The sequence below is a fragment of the Paenibacillus sp. 7523-1 genome (assembly GCF_002276415.1).
Lineage (GTDB): Bacteria > Bacillota > Bacilli > Paenibacillales > Paenibacillaceae > Paenibacillus > Paenibacillus illinoisensis_A.
The window spans coordinates 80,418-102,309 of sequence record NZ_NPBR01000010.1; the positions used below are offsets into that span (position 1 = coordinate 80,418).

Annotated in this window: 16 protein-coding genes; all 16 read right to left on the reverse strand. The window is 47.4% G+C overall.

All coding sequences use genetic code 11. The features are described from left to right. Nucleotides 1–3: 3 nt before the first annotated feature. Nucleotides 4–1,101 carry a stage V sporulation protein E gene (gene spoVE, locus CHH60_RS12475; protein ID WP_095359456.1) on the reverse strand — a complete coding sequence of 366 codons (1,098 nt, stop codon included), beginning with the start codon at nt 1,099–1,101 and terminating at the stop codon, nt 4–6. A 48-nt stretch (nt 1,102–1,149) separates the two neighbouring features. Then, the gene (gene murD / locus CHH60_RS12480) at nt 1,150–2,571 is read right to left on the reverse strand and encodes a UDP-N-acetylmuramoyl-L-alanine--D-glutamate ligase (RefSeq protein ID WP_095359457.1); all 1,422 of its coding nucleotides are present in this window, start codon (nt 2,569–2,571) and stop codon (nt 1,150–1,152) included. Nucleotides 2,572–2,573: 2 nt separating this feature from the next. Further along, complete coding sequence (gene mraY / locus CHH60_RS12485; RefSeq protein WP_095289967.1) at nt 2,574–3,542, reverse strand: phospho-N-acetylmuramoyl-pentapeptide-transferase; 969 nt, start codon at nt 3,540–3,542, stop codon at nt 2,574–2,576. Between the two features lie 21 nt (nt 3,543–3,563). Next, nucleotides 3,564–4,970: a UDP-N-acetylmuramoyl-tripeptide--D-alanyl-D-alanine ligase gene (locus tag CHH60_RS12490; protein ID WP_095359822.1), complete on the reverse strand. Its 1,407-nt coding sequence runs from the start codon at nt 4,968–4,970 to the stop codon at nt 3,564–3,566. After that, complete coding sequence (locus tag CHH60_RS12495; protein ID WP_095359458.1) at nt 4,970–6,457, reverse strand: UDP-N-acetylmuramoyl-L-alanyl-D-glutamate--2,6-diaminopimelate ligase; 1,488 nt, start codon at nt 6,455–6,457, stop codon at nt 4,970–4,972. Before CHH60_RS12495 ends, CHH60_RS12490 begins: the two co-directional genes overlap by 1 nt. Nucleotides 6,458–6,581: 124 nt before the next feature. Next, nucleotides 6,582–8,546, reverse strand: coding sequence for a stage V sporulation protein D (locus tag CHH60_RS12500; RefSeq protein ID WP_095359459.1), 1,965 nt, complete (start codon nt 8,544–8,546; stop codon nt 6,582–6,584). Nucleotides 8,547–8,640: 94 nt separating this feature from the next. Then, nucleotides 8,641–10,953: a penicillin-binding transpeptidase domain-containing protein gene (locus tag CHH60_RS12505; RefSeq protein WP_095359460.1), complete on the reverse strand. Its 2,313-nt coding sequence runs from the start codon at nt 10,951–10,953 to the stop codon at nt 8,641–8,643. 12 nt (nt 10,954–10,965) lie between these two features. Further along, nucleotides 10,966–11,394 (reverse strand): hypothetical protein, encoded by a 429-nt coding sequence (locus CHH60_RS12510; protein WP_095359461.1) that lies wholly within the window; start codon nt 11,392–11,394, stop codon nt 10,966–10,968. Nucleotides 11,395–11,421: 27 nt separating this feature from the next. After that, nucleotides 11,422–12,372, reverse strand: coding sequence for a 16S rRNA (cytosine(1402)-N(4))-methyltransferase RsmH (gene rsmH, locus CHH60_RS12515; protein WP_095359462.1), 951 nt, complete (start codon nt 12,370–12,372; stop codon nt 11,422–11,424). Between the two features lie 18 nt (nt 12,373–12,390). Further along, nucleotides 12,391–12,828 carry a division/cell wall cluster transcriptional repressor MraZ gene (mraZ, locus tag CHH60_RS12520; protein ID WP_017687291.1) on the reverse strand — a complete coding sequence of 146 codons (438 nt, stop codon included), beginning with the start codon at nt 12,826–12,828 and terminating at the stop codon, nt 12,391–12,393. Between the two features lie 273 nt (nt 12,829–13,101). Next, nucleotides 13,102–14,367 (reverse strand): adenosylhomocysteinase, encoded by a 1,266-nt coding sequence (locus CHH60_RS12525; protein ID WP_095289956.1) that lies wholly within the window; start codon nt 14,365–14,367, stop codon nt 13,102–13,104. A gap of 59 nt (nt 14,368–14,426) precedes the next feature. Beyond that, on the reverse strand, nt 14,427–16,058 hold the full coding sequence (gene bshC / locus CHH60_RS12530; RefSeq protein ID WP_095359463.1) for a bacillithiol biosynthesis cysteine-adding enzyme BshC: 1,632 nt from the start codon (nt 16,056–16,058) through the stop codon (nt 14,427–14,429). 152 nt (nt 16,059–16,210) lie between these two features. Continuing rightward, nucleotides 16,211–17,980, reverse strand: a complete 1,770-nt coding sequence (locus CHH60_RS30475; protein ID WP_095359464.1) for an ABC transporter ATP-binding protein — start codon at nt 17,978–17,980, stop codon at nt 16,211–16,213. A gap of 17 nt (nt 17,981–17,997) precedes the next feature. Next, nucleotides 17,998–18,879 carry an ABC transporter permease gene (locus tag CHH60_RS12540; protein WP_371859956.1) on the reverse strand — a complete coding sequence of 294 codons (882 nt, stop codon included), beginning with the start codon at nt 18,877–18,879 and terminating at the stop codon, nt 17,998–18,000. Nucleotides 18,880–18,926: 47 nt separating this feature from the next. Then, nucleotides 18,927–19,859, reverse strand: coding sequence for an ABC transporter permease (locus CHH60_RS12545; RefSeq protein ID WP_095289949.1), 933 nt, complete (start codon nt 19,857–19,859; stop codon nt 18,927–18,929). 189 nt (nt 19,860–20,048) lie between these two features. Next, nucleotides 20,049–21,749, reverse strand: coding sequence for a peptide ABC transporter substrate-binding protein (locus CHH60_RS12550; protein WP_095359466.1), 1,701 nt, complete (start codon nt 21,747–21,749; stop codon nt 20,049–20,051). Nucleotides 21,750–21,892: the final 143 nt, after the last annotated feature.

Sequence of the window (21,892 nt, forward strand, 5' to 3'; positions counted from 1 at the left end):
TAGTCACCTCGCATAACGTGATAAGTTTAACAGTATCCCTAGTGCTGTCAGCATCAAGGTCAGAGATGATCCGCCATAACTGATCAGCGGAAGGGTTATTCCAGTAACGGGCATGAGCCCGATGACGACGCCGATATTGATAATGACTTGTACAGCCACCATGCCGATAATGCCTACACCCAGCAAACTGCCAAAAGCATCCGGTACTGTCATCGCTACTCGCATACCTCTCCAGACCAGCACCAGGAACAAAAGAAGTACAATTAGTCCGCCAATAAAACCGAGCTCTTCAGCCAATATGGAAAAAATGAAATCCGTTTGCGGTTCGGGCACATAACTGTATTTTTGCCGGCTCATCCCAAGGCCCAGACCTGCCAGGCCACCCGGTCCGATTGCATATAATGATTGTATGATTTGATAGCCCGCACCCAGCGGATCGGACCATGGGTCGAGAAAAGCTGTTATTCGTTTCAGTCGGTAAGGAGCCGCTGCAATCAGCGCGGCAAATCCCATAGCTCCGCCAAGAGCAAGCAGCAACAAATGTTTCATTCTCGCGCCTGCCGTAAAAATAATCAGCATGGATGCACCCATCATGACAGTGCCTGTCCCCAAATCGGGCTGCAGCATAATAATACCGAAGGCGAGACCTATCAATCCAAGTGGGGGCAACAATCCGGTTGTGAATGTTTTAATTTTCCCCGGTTCCTTGCTCAGCCAGTGTGCCAAAAACAAAATCATGCCCAACTTCATGAATTCAGAGGGCTGAATGCCAAACGATCCAATGCCCAGCCAGCTTCGTGCTCCGCCGCGGACCACGCCGATCCCGGGAATTAACACCGCAATCAGCATAATAAAACAGGCGATCAATATCGGTTTAGCATATTTCCGCCAGACCCGGTAGTCCACATTGGCTGTGACAAACATGGCAGCCAGTCCGAGTCCAGCAAATAACAACTGTCTTTTGACAAAATAAAATGAATCGCCATAGTCATGAAAAGCAAGCACCGAGCCCGCACTATAGACCATAATAATGCCGATGGCAAGCAATGCCACAATACAAATCAGGAGCCAGATATCCGGCGCCGGTCGCGTCTGTTTCATCAGGAGGCCACCCCTTGCATGGAAGTAGGGGCTTTTCCACCCCCCTACTTACAAGTTATGCGCCGCCTCTTTAAAAATGCGTCCCCGCTCCTCATAAGAAGCAAACATGTCCCAACTTGCACACGCCGGTGAGAGCAAGACTATGTCACCAGGCGCTGCAAGCCGCGACGCTTCCTGTACTGCAGCGGTTAACGTCTGGGCAGCATCATCCTCATTATCGACGACCTTAATTTGCTTTAATCCCGCCAGTTCCGCGACCTTAGCGATTTTCTCCCGTGTTTCGCCGAGAGTCACAACCCCTTTTACCCGTTCCTGGAACAAGGGGAGCAGCTCCATCATGTCTGAACCCCGATCCAGTCCTCCGGCGATCAGCACGACCGGATCCTTGAAGGAGTTCAATGCCATCACGGTTGCCTTCGAATTGGTAGCCTTGGAATTGTTGTAGTACTTGGCGCCATTGTGCTCCAGCACATACTCCAAACGGTGCTCAACCCCTTTGAATTCGGACAGGGGTACCTCAAGCACAGCCGGATCGGCACCTGCCGCTGCTGCAATGGCTACCGCAGCCAGCGCATTCCCAACATTAAATTGTCCTGGTATTCCAATGTTTTCAACGTCTATAACGATGTGATGGTTTCCTTGACCGTCGGCATATACCACCTGGCGTTTCACATCATCCTCTTCTCCATCCACGTAAGGAGGATCGGCGTACACGCCCGCTTCCAGCTTCTCGGTCATGGAGAACGGAAGCAGCCTGCTTTTAATATAAGGAACGAGTTCCCGGCATACGGGATCATCCCAGTTCAGCACGGCTACGTCATCCGGAAGCTGATTGGCAAAGATTTTAGCTTTGGAAGCGATATAGTCATCCATATCTCCGTGATAATCCAGATGCGTTTCTGTAACATTAAGCAGACTTGCAATCCGTGGACGGAAATGAACAGTTCCCTTAAGCTGGAAACTACTGAGTTCAACGACCATCCAGTTATCGGCCGTAGCTTGTTCTGCCGCCTCGCTGAGTGGTGTACCGATATTGCCGGCCACAATCGGGTTCAAGCCTGCATACTCCAGCATGTTGCCAACCCATGTGGTTGTCGTTGTTTTCCCGTTGGAACCTGTAATCCCGATCATCGGTGCTGCACAGAGGTGGTAAGCCACTTCCACTTCCGTTACAACCTCAATTCCGAGGGAAAGAGCCTGCTGTACTGGTGGCGCCTGATAAGGGATGCCCGGGTTTTTGACCACAAGCTTCACACCCTCATGAATCAGATCATCGGGATGGCCCCCGCATACAACAGAAATTCCCAAAGCCTCCAATTCGGATGCTTCGGGACACTGTTCCCTCTCTTTTTTATCATTCACTGTGACTTTCGCTCCCGCACGGTCCAGCACCTTGGCAACTTGCACGCCACTCTTTGCCAGTCCGAGCACAACAACCTGTTGACCGCGATATGATTCAGGATGGTTCATGTTTACAACCCCTTGTTGAGATAAAGTCCGAGCGCAGCCAAAATAGCACCGACTGCCCAAAAAGTAATAACAACCCGCCATTCCGACCATCCGCTTAATTCAAAGTGGTGGTGAATAGGACTCATTTTGAATACACGCTTGCCCCGGGTCTTGAACGATACCACTTGAATAATAACGGATAGAATCTCGATGACGAACACACCACCAATGATTACAAAAAGAAGCTCCGTCTTCGTAACAATGGCAACGGCACCAATGGCACCACCGATACCTAGTGAGCCCGTGTCTCCCATAAACACTTTGGCCGGATGCGCATTGTATACAAGAAAACCAAGCACAGCGCCAATCATGGCTGCTGCACATACCGCTGCCGGCATAGACGTCGCCTGCATCGCTACGATGGCAAATGCCCCAAACGCAATAGCACTGATACCAGACAGCAGACCATCCAGTCCATCCGTAAAGTTAACGGCATTGGTGATCGCGAGCATCATGAACACGACAAACGGATAATAGAACCACCCCGTCCAGTCGAAGGAGACGGATGTTCCGGGAATCGAGATGGCTGTGCTGTGCCCATTCTGAATGAGCAAGAAACACATCACCGCACTGAAAAACAGCTGCCCCAGCATTTTTTGTCTGGCGGTCAATCCCAAAGAACGTTTGAATACAATCTTGATATAGTCATCCAGGAAGCCGATCAGGCCAAAACCGAGTGTAGCCACGAGCAGGACATAGAAATCCGTATTTTTGACTGCTGAAAACTTCAAAAAGGCTAATGTAAATGCAAGCAGGATCACAACCCCGCCCATCGTCGGCGTCCCGCTCTTTTTCAGATGGCTCTGCGGCCCGTCTTCCCGAACCTGCTGTCCGAATTTCATTCGGCGAAGTAATGGAATCAATAGCGGTGCGGCAATCACCGCCAAAATAAATGAAACGCCGATTGTTAACAGTAATACCTGAAAATCCATGGGTTCACCCCTCTAGTCTACTCAATTCTGTAATGATGCTATTTTTAGTGATTCGACCACGTCCTCCAGCTTCATGCCCCGGGAGGCCTTGAACAAAACGACGTCTCTGGGATGCAATTTTTCCAGCATGTAACGGGTCATCTCTTCCTTGTTCTCAAATGCATGCACAGCTTCTGCCGGCATGTGCAGTTTTGCACCCTCAGCTATATTCACCGATAACGGTCCATAGGTTAGCACCATGTCCATTTTCCCTGGCGTAATATACTCTCCAATGGCACGGTGAAGCTCCTGTTCCTGAGGCCCAAGTTCCAACATGTCTCCAAGTACGGCTACTCGAGAACGATAACCTTTGAGCCCATCCATCACATCAATAGCTGCTTTCATCGAAGTTGGACTTGCATTGTAGGCATCATTAAGCATCGTTAGTCCGCTGACGCCTTGAATAACCTCTATACGCATGCCCGTCAGTTTCAAGCCGGATAACCCAGAGGCAATCTGTTCGGCTGTTACACCAAAGTGACGTGCAACTGCAAGTGCTGCGAGACAGTTAACTACATTGTGTGTACCAAGCAGAGGAAGCGTAAGTGCTTGTTCCCCCAACTGTTTTGTCGTGAAAACAACACCGTTCTGCGCATTCATGAGTCCTGTCGGGTAATCATCATTGTCTGTCTGAAGTCCAAAGGTAAATCGTTTCATTCCCTCGGGCTGCTTCGTTTCCGCTTCAGCCAGAACCTGCTTGATCAACGGCTCGTCTCCGTTATAAATCAACAGGCCGCCTGGTTTCATACCTGCAGCAATTTCGGCCTTTGCTCTGGCAATCTCCAGCCTGGAGCCAAGCTGCAGCAGATGGGATTCACCAATGTTCGTAATGATGGCGATATCCGGCTGAGCAATCAAAGACAATGCCTCGATTTCTCTGCGACCGCTCATGCCCATTTCCAGAATCACAATCTCGGTATCTTGTTCCATACTTAGCACCGTAAGCGGGAGTCCGATATGATTGTTGAAGTTGCCCTGTGTCTTATGCACCTTGAATTTGGTAGAAAGAATGGCATCCACAATGTCCTTGGTTGTTGTTTTGCCATTGCTGCCGGTAATGCCCACCACGGAAGTTTGGCTCTCGGCCAGATAAGCAGATGCAAGCCCCTGCAGGGCAGCCAGCGTGTCTTCAACGACGATGACTGCTCCTCCCTGCGGGGGAACACCATGGTCATTCTGCCATAACGCCCCTGCGGCTCCTTTTTCTAAACAGGCTTGCACAAATTCGTGTCCGTCAAACCTCTCGCCGACAAGCGGGATAAACAAACTGCCTTCTACTGGCTTGCGTGAATCCGTAAATACACCTTCAACGTTGATGTCACCGCAAGCAGTATAGTCGTTTAGTGTTCCTCCGCACATTTCGGCCAATTGCGCTAATGTTCTTTTTATCAATTGGATTTGCCCCTTATCGCCTCTTTGGCTATGATCCGATCATCGAAATCCGTTTTGGTTGTTCCGATAATTTGATAGGTCTCATGACCCTTGCCCGCAATCAATACTACATCGGCTGGGCTTGCCATTTCAATAGCTTCATGTATTGCCTGACGACGATCTACGACCATAAGATAACGATCAGATGGTACGCCTTCTTCTACCAGACCTACTTCAATATCTTTGAGAATCAGATCCGGATCCTCCGTGCGTGGATTGTCAGAAGTTACAAATACAATGTCACTATACTTCGCTGCAATTTTCCCCATTAATGGACGTTTGGTCCGATCCCGGTCTCCCCCACATCCGAATACACAGATGACTCGCCCTTCGGCAAACTCTTTTACCGTTCGCAATACGTTTTCCAAGCCGTCGGGTGTATGAGCGTAGTCCACAATAACAGCAAATGACTGACCTTCGTCTACAGCTTCAACACGTCCATCCACACCAGGAACCGTCTCAAGACTGCGTTTAATCTCTTCCAAGGGTACTCCTTCAACAAGTGCAGCAGAGATAGCTGCCATGGCGTTATATACGTTGAATTTCCCTACCATGCGCAAGTTAATGTCTGTACTGCCTGCGAATGTATCCACATGGAAAGACGTGCCCTGCGATGTAATCGAGATGTTGGATGCCCGTACATCAGCATTATCTTCCATGCCATATGTAATGACTTCAGCTGCAGTCACGGATTTGAAATAATTGGCCGATGGATCGTCTGCATTAATGACTGCAAATTTGCGACCGGAGGCATCCTCTGCAAACTCGTTGCCAAGTCTTGCAAAGAACAGGCCTTTTGCTGCGCGGTACTCTTCCATGGAATTATGATAGTCCAAATGATCTTGGGTCAAGTTGGTGAATACAGCAGTACGGAAATTGGTTCCTTTTACACGTCCCTGCTCCAGCGCATGTGATGAGACCTCCATTACGCAGCAGTCCGTACCCGCTTGAACCATATCATACAGACTGCGCTGCAGATCGAGTGCTTCTGGTGTAGTTCCCGACATTGGATAGGTCCGGCCGTCGTAACGCATTTGAATGGTACCAATCAAACCTGTCTTCTGACCATGATCACTCATGATCTTTTCAATCAGATAGGTGGTGGTTGTCTTGCCGTTCGTTCCCGTTACACCAATCATATTCATCTTATGGCTTGGTGAGTCAAAGAAAGAGTCTGCAAGGACTGCCATTGCAAAACGACTGTCTTTGACCAGCAGCTGCGGTACAGGTAGTTCGAGTTGTCGTTCCACGACCAGTGCTACTGCTCCAGCATTCACAGCTTTTTCCGCATAATCATGTCCATCCACCGTATGTCCCGGAAGACAGATAAACAGATCTCCCGGTTGAACCTGGCGGGAATCTGTCTGTAAGTTTTGGCATTCTGTATTAGGCTCGCCAATCAGGCGGGCAGTTGTCAGCTTCGATGCAAATTGTTTTAAAAGCACATGAATAACCTCACTTCTTCAAGTTTACTTCTGCTCAAGGCATTTCTTTTTATTAATATCGTCCATATGGCCATTTAATGAAACGCAACTTTTTGAATTTTGTTGCGCTAGGACCTGGAGCCGGTTAAGGCTCCTGTCCTGCTTCCCCTGTATGATCGTGTGCTTCTTTCAGCACATCACTCATATAGATTCGTATGGTAGAGCCCTGCTCCACCCTTGCTCCTGGCTTCGGAGCCTGGTTAATGACGTACTTCCCGCTACCGGACTTAGCAAGCATAAAGTTCATGTTGAGATCTTCATACAGATCTTCTACCGTTGCACCTGTGAGATCGGGAACCGTAACAATTTTGGTTTCGCCATACTTGTATTCTTTTGCAACCTGATCCTTGCGCACAGGAACATTCATATAGTGCAGCGAGTCTTCAAGAATATTCTGTACAATCGGAGCTGCAACGACACCCCCGAACTGAATCCCTTTTGGATTATCGACAGCCGTGTATACTACGATCTGTGGATCATCTGCGGGAGCAAAGCCAATAAAGGATACAATATGCTCGGAAGAGGAATAACGTCCGTTAATAACCTTCTGGGCTGTACCTGTTTTACCGCCTACCCGATATCCGTCGATAAAGGCCGGTCTTCCTGTGCCTTTTGCAACAACACTTTCCAAAGCCTCACGAACCTGCTTGGATGTGTCTTCCGAAATGACCTGCCGTACAAGTTCCGGCTTGACTTCTTCCATCACTTCACCCGTTTCGGGATGAACCCACGCTTTGGTTACATAAGGTTTGTAGAGCTTGCCTCCATTGATGGCAGCCGATACGGCAGCCACTTGCTGAATGGGTGTAACGGAAACGCCTTGCCCAAAGGCTGTTGTCGCAAGCTCCACAGGACCCACTCGGGACAGTTTGAACAAAATACCACTTGCCTCACCGCTAAGATCAATACCTGTTTTGGTTCCGAATCCAAAGTCTTTGATGTAAGAAAACAAGGACTCTTTACCAAGCTTTTGACCTAGAGCCACGAACCCGGGATTGCACGAGTTTTCCACGACTTGCAGGAAGGTTTGACTCCCATGGCCGCCTTTTTTCCAGCAGCGCAGTCGGGCACCTCCAACTTCAACATATCCTGGGTCAAAGAATTGATCCTGCTGCAGATTCACCTTCTTCTCTTCCAAAGCTGCCGCCAAAGTAATGATTTTAAAAGTTGAACCCGGTTCGTATGTCATCCATATCGGTAAATTCCGGTTATAGATTTCAGACGGATACTGCTGGTAATCCGCTGGTTCATACCCTGGTCTGCTGGCCATGCCGAGGACTTCACCCGTTTTCGGGTTCATGGCGATAGCCAGAGCGGAGTTCGCCTGGAATTTGACCATGGCCTGATCCAGTTCCCTTTCCATAATGGATTGGATCGATTTGTCGATCGTCAGCTCCAGGTTAAGACCATCTCTTGGTTCCACATACTTCTCAGATGAGCCCGGCATAAGCCTTCCGGCCGCATCGGACAAGTAGGACACACTGCCATTTAAACCGGTCAACTTCTCATCATACCTTTTTTCGACCCCGGTCAATCCCTGGTTATCAATCCCCGTAAAACCAAGAATGTGAGCAGCCAGATCATCATAAGGATAGAATCGTTTATTATCCTCTGCAACAACGATACCCGGAAGCTTCAAATCACGAATGCGCTGAGCTTTCTCCATCGTAATTTTGCGGCCGCCGGGTTGTAGTCGTACAATCAGTTCTCTTTTCTTGATGGTTGCCAGCACTTTCTCTTCAGTCATTCCAAGTAAAGGGGCTAGTGCCTTCGCTGTAGTCTCCGCTTCCTTCACTTGAGCCGGAATCGCCATAATCGTCGGTGTAGTTACATTATAGGCAAGAGAGGTACCATTGCGATCCAGGATCTCTCCCCGTTTGGCTGAATATGGAATGTTCCGCCGCCAGGACTCCTCCGCTTTCGCAGACAATTCCGGGCCTTTCCCGAGTTGTACATAAGCAAGCCTGATCACCAAGGCCGAAAATAACAATACCAAAATGAGCAAACTCCATAACAGCCTGCGCCGTAGATTTACACTTGAACCCTTCACGAAAAGATCCCCCCACTCGTCCCAAAATCATGACCTCGTTCATTCATGAATATTCGGGACAACCGGGGGTTAGAACAAGCTATAAATTCAATGGCTATGGGAGGACCGGATCAATTGCTGCACCAGAAGACGAGTCCGTCTCATTGGTTGAAGCCTCTGTTCCATCCGAGCTCCCCGTTTCTTCTGTCTTGCTGGACGCTTCTGCTGTCCCCTCTTCTTCTAATGCAGCATCAGAAGACTCAGGATCTTCATCCGCTATTCCGGTTACTGCGGCCTTGGCCGTCTGCAATGTGAGCTGTATGGTTCGCTGTTCCCCGGAGACCTGCTCCTTTTGACTCACAACATAACCCTCACCCTTGACGATCACTCCTACTTTCATGAGTGAAAGAACTTCCATGGCATCACGTAGCGATTCCCCTGTCAGATCAGGCACTTTCATACTGCTGCTGTCTTCCGTAAGTAGATAGATTCGCTGACCTGCGTTCATAAATTCGCCCGCAGCAGGGTACTGGCGAATAACACTCTCGCCCTTCCCTAGGGTCTCGTAAGCAATTCCTGCGTTCAGCAGCTGGCTTCTAGCCTGTTTGGCTGTTTTCCCAGCGAGGTCGGGTGCCTTGGTCTGAACGACGGTAGCTGCCTTTTTGTCCGTGGTCTTTGTTGTATCTTTCGGAACACCCATGTATTGAAGGGTCTGACTTACAATTTTTTTGAATACAGGAGCTGCAGCAGCACCACCACCAATGTTGGTTCCACTCGGTTGGTCAATGACGACCAGCATCGCAATTTTGGGATTGTTTACAGGGGCAAATCCGATAAACGAAACGACGTCTTTGGTTTTACTATATTCCCCGTTTACCCATTTTCTTGCTGTTCCCGTTTTACCAGCAACCCGGTATCCTTCGATATAGGCGTTGCGCCCAGTACCGATCTGCTGGTCTGCTACAACCTGTTCCAAATAGCCACTTACCAGTTTTGCAGATTCCTTGGAAATGACTTGGCGGACCTCTTTTGGCTTGGTCACTTCAGTTGTTCCGTCATTTGGATTGATGATTTCCTTCACCAGATGTGGAACCATCAGTTTCCCGCCATTAGCAATGGCCGAGATGGCAGCCACCTGCTGAATCGGGGTTACTTGAACCAAACCGTGACCATAGGCTGCTGTTGCAATCTCGGACTTATAAACCAATGGTTTGATCGGTGAAGCGGACTCGCTCGGCAGATCAATTCCCGTTTTTTGGCCAAATCCGAATTCGTCTATGTAATGACGCAGACGTTCGCCGCCAAGCATGTTGTAACCGAGATTAACAAAGGCAACGTTACTTGAACGTTTGACGCCTTCGAGATAGGAAATCGTACCATAAGCATGACCATTATCACTAATCGAAAATCCCCCAATGTTGATCCGTTTGGACTCAAACGTCGCGTTTGGATCAAACAGCTTCTCTTCTACAGCGCCAGCCAATGTAACAATCTTAAATGTTGAGCCTGGTTCGTAGATAGACTGTGTTGCATGGTTGATGAAATCTTTTTGATCCGGAGTTTCCCAGTACGTATTTGGATTAAAATTCGGCCAGTTCGCCATGCCCAAGATTTCCATCGTGTTTGGATCTGCTGCAATGACGGTCATACTGAGCGGATTATACTGAGCAACTGCTTCCTTAATGGCATCTTCAATGTAAAATTGAATGGTATCATCAATCGTCAGCTTCAGGTTATTTCCGTTTTGAGGTGGAAGATAGTTATCCTGAGAATCAGGAAGCTTGATGCCTTTGGCATCCTTTTGATAGTTCAGGTAACCATCAGTACCCGTCAGTTCTTCATCATACGAAACTTCAAGCCCGTTTACAGCTTTACCGTCACGACTCATGTAACCCAGAAGATGCGATGCAAGCGTCTCTTCGGGGTAAAACCGCTTCGATTCCTGGGCCATTACGATGGCGTTCTGAGCCTTGTACTCTTCCTTCAGTTCTTCCCTAAGCGCGGTTACTTTCGCTGCCAGTTCCGGGCTGATTTTGTACCCCTCACTACGTACTTCACGTTGTTGATAAAAACTTCCATCTTTTTTCTTAGCTGTCACCAAAGCACGCATTTCACTTTCATTCTTGCCAAGTATTGCTGCGAGCTTGGTCGTAACGACATCTTCAATCCCAAGTTCATGGATCATCTCGGGATTGACTGATACCGTATACGCGGGCGCATCCGTTGCCAGAATATTGCCGTTCCGATCCGTAATAGACCCCCGGCTTGCCTTAATCGTCTGCTCACGTTCAACCAGCTCGGAGGCATATCCTTGCCAGGTACTGCCGTTTACAACTTGAATAAAAAAGATTCGGGTTATCAGTACAAGAAAAAAGAGGGTAATACATCCCCCTATAAGCAGCGTGCGCATCTTTATTCTTTTTAACATCGGTACACCTCTTTACTTACTTGCTGTATCCGAAGACGACTCTGTGTCCTGTGAGTTCGTTACACCAGTTGAACGAGGCACGATTATAACGTCCTTGCCGGACGCTTCTACATAGCCAAGTTTGCGTGCATTTTCAATAACCAAATTGTTCAGTCTTTCCTTTTCAACCTGCAGGTCAGCAATGGTTTTCTCCGCTTTTCTCGTCTCGGACAGCGTTGATTGAGCCTGCTTGTTCAGATCATAGATATGAGCATAACGCCACATCAGTGCACCACCGATAACGATACAGACGATCAATGTCATCAGGTACAAAAATTTCTCTCGTGCAGGAAGACCCGTACGACGAGTCACCACTTTGGTGGTTTCCTTGTACCGCTGCTGCGTCACACGTTCTTGGGTTGCTTTTTCTTTCACTGCAAGGTTACCACGTGTATATGCCATACAAAGACTCTCTCCTTCGCTCTTGGTTTACAGTTTCTCTGCTACGCGCAGTTTAGCTGAACGTGCACGGGAGTTCTCGGCCAGTTCCGTATCCGTCGGAATCAGCGGTTTTCTGTTGACTAAACGCAGTACACCTTTACCGCCGCACACGCATAACGGAAAGTCAGGCGGGCACGTACACTTCTCCAGATAACTGCTGAATATTTGCTTGCAAATCCGATCCTCAAGCGAGTGAAAGGTAATAACAGATACACGTCCACCTGGTGCAAGACACCGAACCGCCTGATGCAATGCTTCCTCAAACGCACCCAGCTCATCATTCACTGCAATCCGCAAAGCCTGAAAACTGCGCTTCGCCGGATGTCCACCTGTACGGCGAGCAGCAGCCGGGATGCCTTCCTTGATCAATTCCACTAGCTCTCCTGTGGTCTCGATAACAGCCTGGCTTCGTTTTTCCACAATGACGCGGGCAATTCTTCTTGAAAACTTTTCTTCACCATAACGATATAAAATTCGGGCAATCTCTTCTTCAGGCCATTCGTTGACAATCTCTTTGGCTGTCAGAAATGCATCCTGATCCATCCTCATGTCCAGCGGAGCATCGTGATTGTAACTAAATCCACGTTCTCCTTCATCGAATTGAGGTGATGACACACCCAAATCGTACAAAATGCCATCCACCTGCGGCACGCCGTCCTTCATTGGGACATTCAGTTCTTTCAGAACCTGTTCCAGATCACGGAAATTTGTTTTCACAAGCGTGATGCGATCTCCATACGGAGCAAGCTTCTCACGTGCATTATCCAATGCCCAATCATCCTGATCCAGTGCGATAAGCCTTCCCCCTGGACCGAGCTTGGAAGCAATGACGGAACTATGTCCTCCTCCGCCTAAAGTGCAGTCCACGTATATACCGTCCTGCTTGATGTTTAATCCCTCTGTTGCCTCTTCTTTGAGTACGGTTATGTGGTGAAACAACCTGCACCCCTCCTGACTTTATAGATCAAAATTAAAATCGACTAGCTTTTCGGCAATGTCGTTGAATGCTTCCTCGGATTGATTGAAATAACTCTCCCATATGCCTTTGCTCCAGATCTCCACCCGGTTCGACACGCCAAGAACAACACAATCCTTGTCCAATTTGGCATATTCCCGTAAATTGCCCGGTAAATTTACCCTACCCTGTTTGTCCAATTCACATTCGGTAGCACCCGAGAAAAAAAAGCGGGTAAACGCACGTGCATCCGACTTCATCAAAGGCAGTGCTTTGAGCTTCTGTTCCATGACCCCCCACTCCTCCATAGGGTACACGAAAAGACACTGGTCCAAACCCCGTGTGACAACGAAAGACGGCCCCAGAGATTCGCGGAATTTGGCCGGAATAATAACCCGACCCTTGTCATCAATGCTATGTTGGAACTCCCCCATAAACATTGGCCCACTCACTCCTCACCCGTTTCTCCCACTTTGCCCCACTTTCCACCACCTAAGCATAATAGATTCGCACTAAAAAATCAAAACCCTTCTTGCTTGCTTGATTTTTTTCAATTTGCTTCATAAGAAAAACGCCTTTGATCCTCTTGCTCAGGATCAAAGGCGTTTCCCCGATAACGGTTATTCTACTTGCAATCGCTAATGAGCCATATCATCAATACACTATTCTAAACCCTTTGAAGCAGTTCATCAGCTTGTAATTATTGGGTTCCCCTAAAACTTCCAGCTATCCAGATATTTTTCCTGTTCAGCTGACAATGAATCAATAGAGATATTCAGGCTTTCCAGTTTGTAGCTGGCAACTTGCTGGTCAATTTCATAAGGTACGTTAACAACGGTTTTACCCAATGCAGCGTAATTCTCGCTAACGTAACGCAAGCCCAAAGCCTGCAATGCAAATGTCGTGTCCATAATCTCAGCAGGGTGGCCATCAGCTGCACCCAGATTCACGAGACGTCCTTCTGCAAGAAGGTACATTTTACGTCCATCTTTGAAACGATACTCTTCAATATTGCGACGCACAGTGCGGATGGACTCTGAACGTTTGGCAAGCTCAGGTTTATTCACTTCCACATCGAAATGCCCTGCATTGCTCAAAATTGCTCCGTCTTTCATCACGTCATAATGTTCACCTGTGATCACGTCTTTGTTGCCGGTAACAGCGATGAAGAAATCGCCCAATTTGGCCGCTTCCACCATCGTCATGACACGGAAACCGTCCATATGCGCTTCAACCGCTTTGATTGGATCAATTTCAGTTACAATGACATTGGCGCCCAGACCTTTGGCACGCATCGCGACACCTTTACCACACCAGCCGTATCCTGCTACAACAACATTTTTACCAGCTACCACCAGGTTGGTTGTACGGATAATGCCATCAAAGGCAGATTGGCCTGTGCCATAACGGTTGTCGAACAGGTATTTGCAATAAGCGTCATTAACCGCAACCATCGGAAACTGCAGTTGTCCTTCTTTCGCCAAAGCTTTCAGGCGGATAATACCTGTTGTCGTTTCCTCTGCGCCTCCACGAATCGTAGCCGCAAGGTCAGGACGTTCGGAAGCAATAATCGTTGCAAAGTCGCCGCCGTCATCAATAATCAGGTCGGGTTTAACTTCCAATGCACGAAGCTGGAGCTGTTTGAACTCTTCTGGCCCCGGATTGTATTTGGCATACACTGTAACACCATCTTCTACAAGAGCCGCACATACATCATCCTGAGTTGACAGCGGGTTACTGTGTGTAATGGTCACTTCTGCGCCACCAGCCTGAATGACTTTTGCCAGGTAAGCTGTTTTGGCTTCAAGGTGAAGGCATATGGCAACCTTTAACCCTTTGAAAGGAAGATCCTGCTCAAATTGGCGACGAATGCGGTTCAATACAGGCATATGTGCTTCAACCCAGTCAATTTTCAGGTGTCCTTCTGAAGCGAGTCCCATATCTTTAACAATACTATTTTGCAGTGCAGGTGTAGTCATGCCCATCCTCCTCGTTTATCTGTGTTTCTTCTATTATAAAGGTCTGCTGAACCACACAGTTACAGTTCAATCACTTGATGTTGACCGCGGAATTCACGTCCGCTCTCAATGAGTTCCTGAATCCACTTGGTTCCATAACGGTTCAAGTAGTAGAGCGCATTGTGCACTCGTTCCTGTGGTTTGTTCATAGGAAAGAGCGAGTTCTGTATGCCGTTCCAATGTCTGAGTCCAACCTCATGTTTATCCGCGATCGCCTTCTGTGTTTGCTTTTGCAGATATTGCATCTGTTCGTTGATCTTTTTCAGATTCGTTTCACCGATCCGATCCAGTCCAGCGTGAATTTGCGCAAGTTGATCAAGCAATGGACGATAAAGCTCAGCAAAAGATTGCTGGACTTGCTCAAATTGCTCCTCGACCTGGAACGTTTCCTGTCCTGCGAGCCACTTCTCTCTTTTTTCTTCCATATGATATTGCACATCTTGGAAAGAGAGCTGGTACTGATTCATGTGCTTGTGATGGACATCCTCCAAAATGGTGAAGGACAACCTCGGCAGCAAGATGGGCATTTGCAGACCAAACTGACGGAAAGCGGTTCTCGTCAGTCCCCAGTATGCAATCTCACCTTGCCCCAATATCACCGCAGCTACAGGCAGAACGGAATCCTGCATTAACGGCCGGGTGAGTACATTATTACTGAATCGCTCGGGATATTCCCCCAGCTCCTGCAGCAATCGTTCTTCCGTAAACGACACCAGCCCTTTTCGATCCGTGTACAAACCATCCTTCAGGAACAGGAGCAACCGGGTTTCATCATGGATATAAAACAAATTTGCTCCGTCTTCAGCGACTTCTGCCGGCATTGGATAGCCCGCTTCCTGTACCTTCGAAGCACCTTGCAAATAAGCTTCACGCAATGAACCATTCTCGCGAATCAATCGTTCGAATACAGGGCGCTCCAGTTCTCTTAATCCGGAATCGGCAGCATCCATTAGGACAAGTCCAGTACTGCCAAACAATGCCGACACCATTCTCGCAAAAGCATCACTAAGATTCGAGCTGGACTGATGGATCGAGATGAGCATCTGCATTAATTCTGGTTTATGTACAGTATCCGGCAGAAGATGCTCCACCTGCTCGATTACGTTCATCCATTGTTCCGTTTCAACCGTGACTCCACTCACCGAATTTCGGCCTTCGAACCGTCCATGCAGCTTAACCTTGGTCATTTCACCGTTGTGACCGGGCAGATATGTGTGATTCACTTCATCCCAGTCATGATCTTCACCAGCAATCCAAAATACGGGAACTACCGGGCGCTGGAGCTTGGCTTCAGCTTCACGGGCAGCTGCAACGACACTCGCAGCTTTGTAGATGACAAATAACGGCCCTGTCAACAAGCCGCTCTGCTGCCCACCAGTAACTACAAACGTTCCTTTCTCGGCCAAACGTGCGATAGAATGATGTACAGCTTCGTGATCATTCAAACGTTTGTTATATATACGTAAATACTCTACCAGGTTCTCGCGATCCACACGTGTGTTCTCCGATTGATCCAGCCACTCGGCACGCGCATGAAGTCCGGACTCCCAGTGAATGTCATACTCGTAAAGGCCCCGCGCAGCATCACGTGAGCAGATATAATCTTCTGCAAGTTGTGTTCCGCTGCGGAGTGCCTCGGTAATACCTTTCATGAGGTCTGCCTCCTATTCTGCTTCAAAGAGCCTTTCTTGATTGTACCGAACTACAGGCCACTTCGTCAAAAGAAAGTCACCTAAAAATCAAAAAACCGCCGAACAAGCCGGCGGTTTAATAACATCAATAAGTCCAAACGGAATATAATTCCTTAAACGTATGGTTCGGAAACCCAGTGACCTTTGGAAATCTCAATTAATTGAGCATTCTCCAGGTTATATGGATCGTTTACAGGACCAGTTGCTCCATTTTGGATTGGTCCAGACTGTTCGTCCGGCAGCAAAATGCGGCGTTTGTTTGCTTCCACTTCCGGATCAGGTACAGGAATAGCAGATAGCAATGTTTTAGTGTAAGGGTGAACAGGGTTAGCGTAAAGTTCTTCACTCTCTGCCAGCTCGACCACTTTACCCATGTACATAACAGCAACACGGTCACTGATATGCTTAACCATCGACAAGTCATGCGCAATGAAGAGGTAAGTCAAACCAAGACGTTGTTGAAGCTCTTCGAGCAACTTAACCACTTGAGCTTGGATAGATACATCAAGTGCTGACAAAGGCTCGTCACAGATGATGAATTTAGGATCCACAGCAAGCGCACGGGCAATACCGATCCGTTGTCTTTGACCACCGGAAAATTCATGCGGGTAACGAAGCGCGTGGCTTGGATTCAAGCCTACGAGATCCAGCAACTCCTCTACACGTTTCTTCCGCTCTTTACCGCTGGAAGCCAGTCCATGGATATCCAGTGATTCTCCGATAATATCCATAACGTTGAAACGTGGATTCAGTGATGCATATGGATCTTGGAAAATCATCTGCATGTCTTTACGCATTTCTTTCATTTTGCGTGGAGACAGCTTATAGATATCCGTTCCGTTAAAGTTTACATTTCCGCCCGTTGGCTCATAAAGGCGAAGAATCGTGCGTCCTGTTGTGGATTTACCACATCCGGATTCACCTACAACCCCAAGGGTTTCGCCTTCAAAAATATCAAAGCTGACATCATTAACCGCTTTGAGAATGTTTCCTTTACCCAAATTGAAGTATTGTTTCAGGTTCTTTACCTCAACTAGCGGCTTGTTGGCACCTTTGATAATACCAACCGGAGTCGGTTTTTCTTTCTTAGGCTCGTCCAAACGAGGCAAGGCGTTCAACAATTTGATCGTATATGGATGCTTAGGATTGCTGAAAATTTCAGCTGTCGTTCCCGTTTCCACAACTTCGCCTTCCTTCATAACGACAACCCGATCACACATACCGGCTACTACACCAAGGTCATGGGTAATGAGCATGATGGAAGTTCCGAGCTTTTGCTGCATATCCTTCATGACGTCCAGAATTTGCGCCTGAATCGTTACGTCGAGTGCAGTTGTCGGCTCGTCCGCAATCAGAAGGGATGGACGGCATGCCAGGGCAATGGCGATCATTGCACGCTGACGCATACCACCGGAAAATTGGTGCGGATAGTGATTCATGCGGATTGCCGCATTTTTGATACCCACGAGCTCCAACATTTCCAGAGCGCGTTTTTCCGCTTCTTTTTTGGACATGTTTTGGTGTTTGCGAAGCACTTCGGTAATTTGTTTACCGACTTTGATTGTAGGATTCAATGAAGTCATTGGATCCTGGAAGATCATCCCGATATCTTTACCGCGGATAGCTTCCATTTGTTTATCTGTTTTTCCAAGCAGGCTCTGCCCGTGAAAAGTTATCTCTCCACTTTTGACCTTCGAAGGCGGGGAGGGAATCAACTTCATGATGGTTTGGGCGGTAACACTTTTACCACTACCGGATTCACCAACAATCCCCAGCGTCTCTCCTTTGCCAAGTTCAAAACTCACATTTTTAACGGCATCAAATTCACCAGAACGTGTTGTAAATGACACGCTTAGGTCTTTGACTGTTAAGATTGGCTCCATAATCCCACCTCCTATTTCTATTTACGCAATTTCGGATCGAGTGCGTCACGCAGACCGTCTCCGAGCAAGTTAAATGCAAGCATTGTAAGTACCATCAGACCTGCAGGGAACCACATCCGCCAAGGATACAGCGTCCAGCCTGTCAATGCGTCATTGATCATCGAACCCAGGGAAGATTTCGGTGCAGATACACCCAATCCGAGGAAGCTCAAGAACGCTTCAGCAAAGATGGCATTTGGAATAGATAGAGTCAGCGTTACGAGAATTGGTCCTACTGCATTTGGCAGCAAGTGACGGAACAATTGACGTCCTGTGCTTGCGCCCATGGACCGCGCTGCAAGAATAAAGTCTCTGTTTTTCAATTGCATAATCTCACCACGTACAATCCAGGACATGCTGATCCAGCCAGTGATCGTAAGGGCAATGATGATCGTCGTAAGGCTTGGTTCCAAAACAACGAGCAACAAGATTACAACGAGCATGTAAGGCAGGGAATAGAGAATCTCGGAGAACTTGTTCATGATACCATCAACACGTCCACCGTAGAAGCCCATAATCGCTCCGTAGATTACCCCGATGACAAGGTCAATCAAGGCAGCAGCCAGACCTACAGTAAGGGATACACGTGCACCTACCCATGTTCTTACCCATACGTCACGACCGAGCTCGTCCGTTCCGAACCAGTGCTCCGCACTTGGCGCTGCATTGGCGTTAAGCAAATCATTAGAATAATAATTATAACTTGTGAATAACGAAGTTGGACCAATCAAAGAGAAAATGACAACAAGAACCAGAATGCCCAAACTGATCATCGCGGCCTTGTTGGTTGCAAGTCTGTACATGGCGTCTTTCCATAACGATACACTTTCTTGCGATTTCACCGCTGCCTGACTATCCAGGGCAGTGTTCGCCGTTTCTTTATTGTTATTGTTCGTGCCAGACAACGTTATGCCCCCTTCCGGCTTTCCAGCTTAATTCTAGGATCAATCAGCACATATGCGATATCTGTAAGGAAACGTGCCAACATCAGGAGGATACCATAGAAAATCGTAATCCCCATGATCATTGTATAATCCCGGTTCGTGATACTCTCTACGAATACTTTACCAATTCCCCCGATGTTAAAGATTTGCTCAATAACGACGGAACCCGTGATGATGTTTGCTGTCATCGGACCCACATAAGTTACAACGGGAAGAATACCGTTACGAATAACGTGTTTAAACATGATTGCAGGCCATTTCAGACCTTTGGCTTTTGCTGTCTTGATGTAATCCGCGTGCAGCACTTCGAGCATGCTGGAACGCGTCAAACGCGCGATAAAGGCAATCGGGGATGCAGACAATGCCGCAACCGGTAGTACATAGTCAAGCGGTCCGTCGAATCCCATAACGTTAAACCAGCCCAGTTTGAAGGCGAAAACGTATTGAAGCAGGGATGCGAGCAAGAAGCTCGGTACCGCGATACCAATTACCGCGAGGATCATCGTGACATCATCTATCAGCTTACGATGGTAAACCGCAGCGATAAGTCCCAGCAAAACCCCAACGACGACAGAGATCACAATAGCGAAGATCCCCAGTTTCAGAGATGCTGTAAACGTTTGAGTGATCATGTCGGTTACTTCTTGATTCAGATATTTCATCGAAACACCAAAATCACCTTTGAGAATTCCACCCATATACTTCAGGTATTGTTCATACATCGGTTTGTCCAGCCCATACTTCTCTTCCAGTAGTGCCCGAATCTCAGGCGATACTTTTTTCTCGGATGTAAAAGGGTCACCCGGAATGGCCTTCATCAGGAAGAAGGTTGCTGATGCGAGTATGAAAAGCGATAGCAGCATAAATAGCAATTTTTTCAGCACGTACTTAACCAACCCTTGCACACCTCCAAAAACAATATTTTGTATACAAATCGATTGTAGAATTAGACATGAATAAAGTCCAATCCATTTATCGGAAATTTCAAGAATTATAAGGAAAATCGGTGCACATACAAAAAAATCGGGATATATATGGAATTCCACATATATATCCCGAAGTAATCATATAGACTTCAGAACAACTTATTTCTCTTCCAGATATGCACGAGTGAAGTCAATTGCTCCACTGAAATCAAGTTGTACGCCTTTCAGGTAAGGCTTAGTCAAAGATACGTTAGTGTAGTAGTAGATTGGCATTACAGCCATTTCGTCTTGAATCAGGACTTTCTCAGCATCAGCAAATGCAGCCATACGTGCAGCTGGATCAGCAGATTTCACAGTGTCTTTAACATCTTTGTCGTACTGTTCGTTGCTGAACTTGGAATCATTGTTTGTGTTACCAGTAGTCCACATTTCCAAGAAGTTGTACGGATCGTTGTAGTCTGCAGACCAGCCTGCACGAGCTACTTGGAAGTTTTGGTTTTGACGGTTCTCAAGGAATACGCCCCACTCTTGGTTTTCGGTTTTCACGTCAACACCAAGGTTTTTCTTCCACATGTCAGCAACAGCAAGCGCGATTTTCGCGTGAGCATCACTAGTGTTATAGATCAATGTAACAGCTGGCAAAGTTGTGTAGCCTTCTTCTTTCATACCTTCAGCAAGCAATGCTTTTGCTTCTTCAACATTTTCAGTGAAGTAATCGTCTTTGTGCTCATCACGGAATTCGCCGTTTTCACCGCGGATACCTGGAGGTACAAATCCAAATGCAGGAACTTGTCCACCTTGTGTAACTTTGTCAACGATCAATTGACGCTCGATTGACATTGCGAAAGCTTTACGGATTTTAGCATTGTTGAATGGAGCTTCATTAACGTTGAACTGGTAGTAGTAAGTACTTGCAATACCAGTTGCTTTGAACTCCTCCGGCAATTCCGCTTTTACAGAAGGAATTTGGTCGGTTGGAATTTCACCGTTAGGTGCACCAGTGTAATCCAGTTGTCCAGACTTGTAAGCTTGCAGTTCGGAAGCACTGCTGCTTGTCAGGGACATGTTGATTTCAGACAATTTGATATCGGAAGCTGCATGGTAGCCTTCGTTTTTCTTAACTACGATTTTTTGACCTTTAGCGTATTGATCCATTACAAATGGTCCGTTAACGATCATGTTTTTGTAGTCTGTGAAGAATTTATCGTTTGTGTCAGCAGATTGGTGTACTGGGTAGTACGTGTAGAATGCTGTCAGACCCAAGAAATAAGGTGTTGGGTTTTCCAACGTTACTTCGAGTGTGTGCTCATCAGTAGCTTTTACACCCACTTGGGAGAAATCTGTGATTTTAGTACCTTTGTATGTTTCGTCTTTGCTGAGGTTGTAACCTTCAGCGCCTTTGATGTAGTACAATTGGTACGCGTACGGGGAAGCCGTTTCCGGTTTCAATGCACGTTCCCAAGAGCGAACGAAGTCTTCTGCAGTGATTGCATCACCGTTGCTCCATTTAGCATCCGGGTTCAGGTTGAACACATATTTCAAACCATCTTCGGAAATTGTCCAGTCTTTTGCAACGCCTGGTGCTTCTTTACCATCAGCATCGATGCGTACAAGACCTTCATACAAGAATTTCAGAACAGTGTTGGTTTGGCTGTCTTTTGCCTGAGCCGGGTCCAACGTAGGAGGTTCAGCTGTCAGGTTAATTTTCAGCACTTGATCTTTTGCGAGCCCACTTCCCTCGCCTGCAGAGCCAGTTCCCGTGTTACTTGTTGTGCCTTCATTTTTCGATCCGCACGCTGCAAGTACGGTACCGAACGCCAGAATCAGCGTCAAAAGGACTAATAGACTTTTCCTTTTCATCTAACACTTTCCCCCTAAATTGATGTGGTTTATGTTTATAGATTATACAACCACCGGTCAAAAAAATCTACATTACTTTTTCAGAAAGTAATGTTTTTTTCAGTTTTCGACAAAATCGACACATTTTTTAGCCGTTTTGCGTT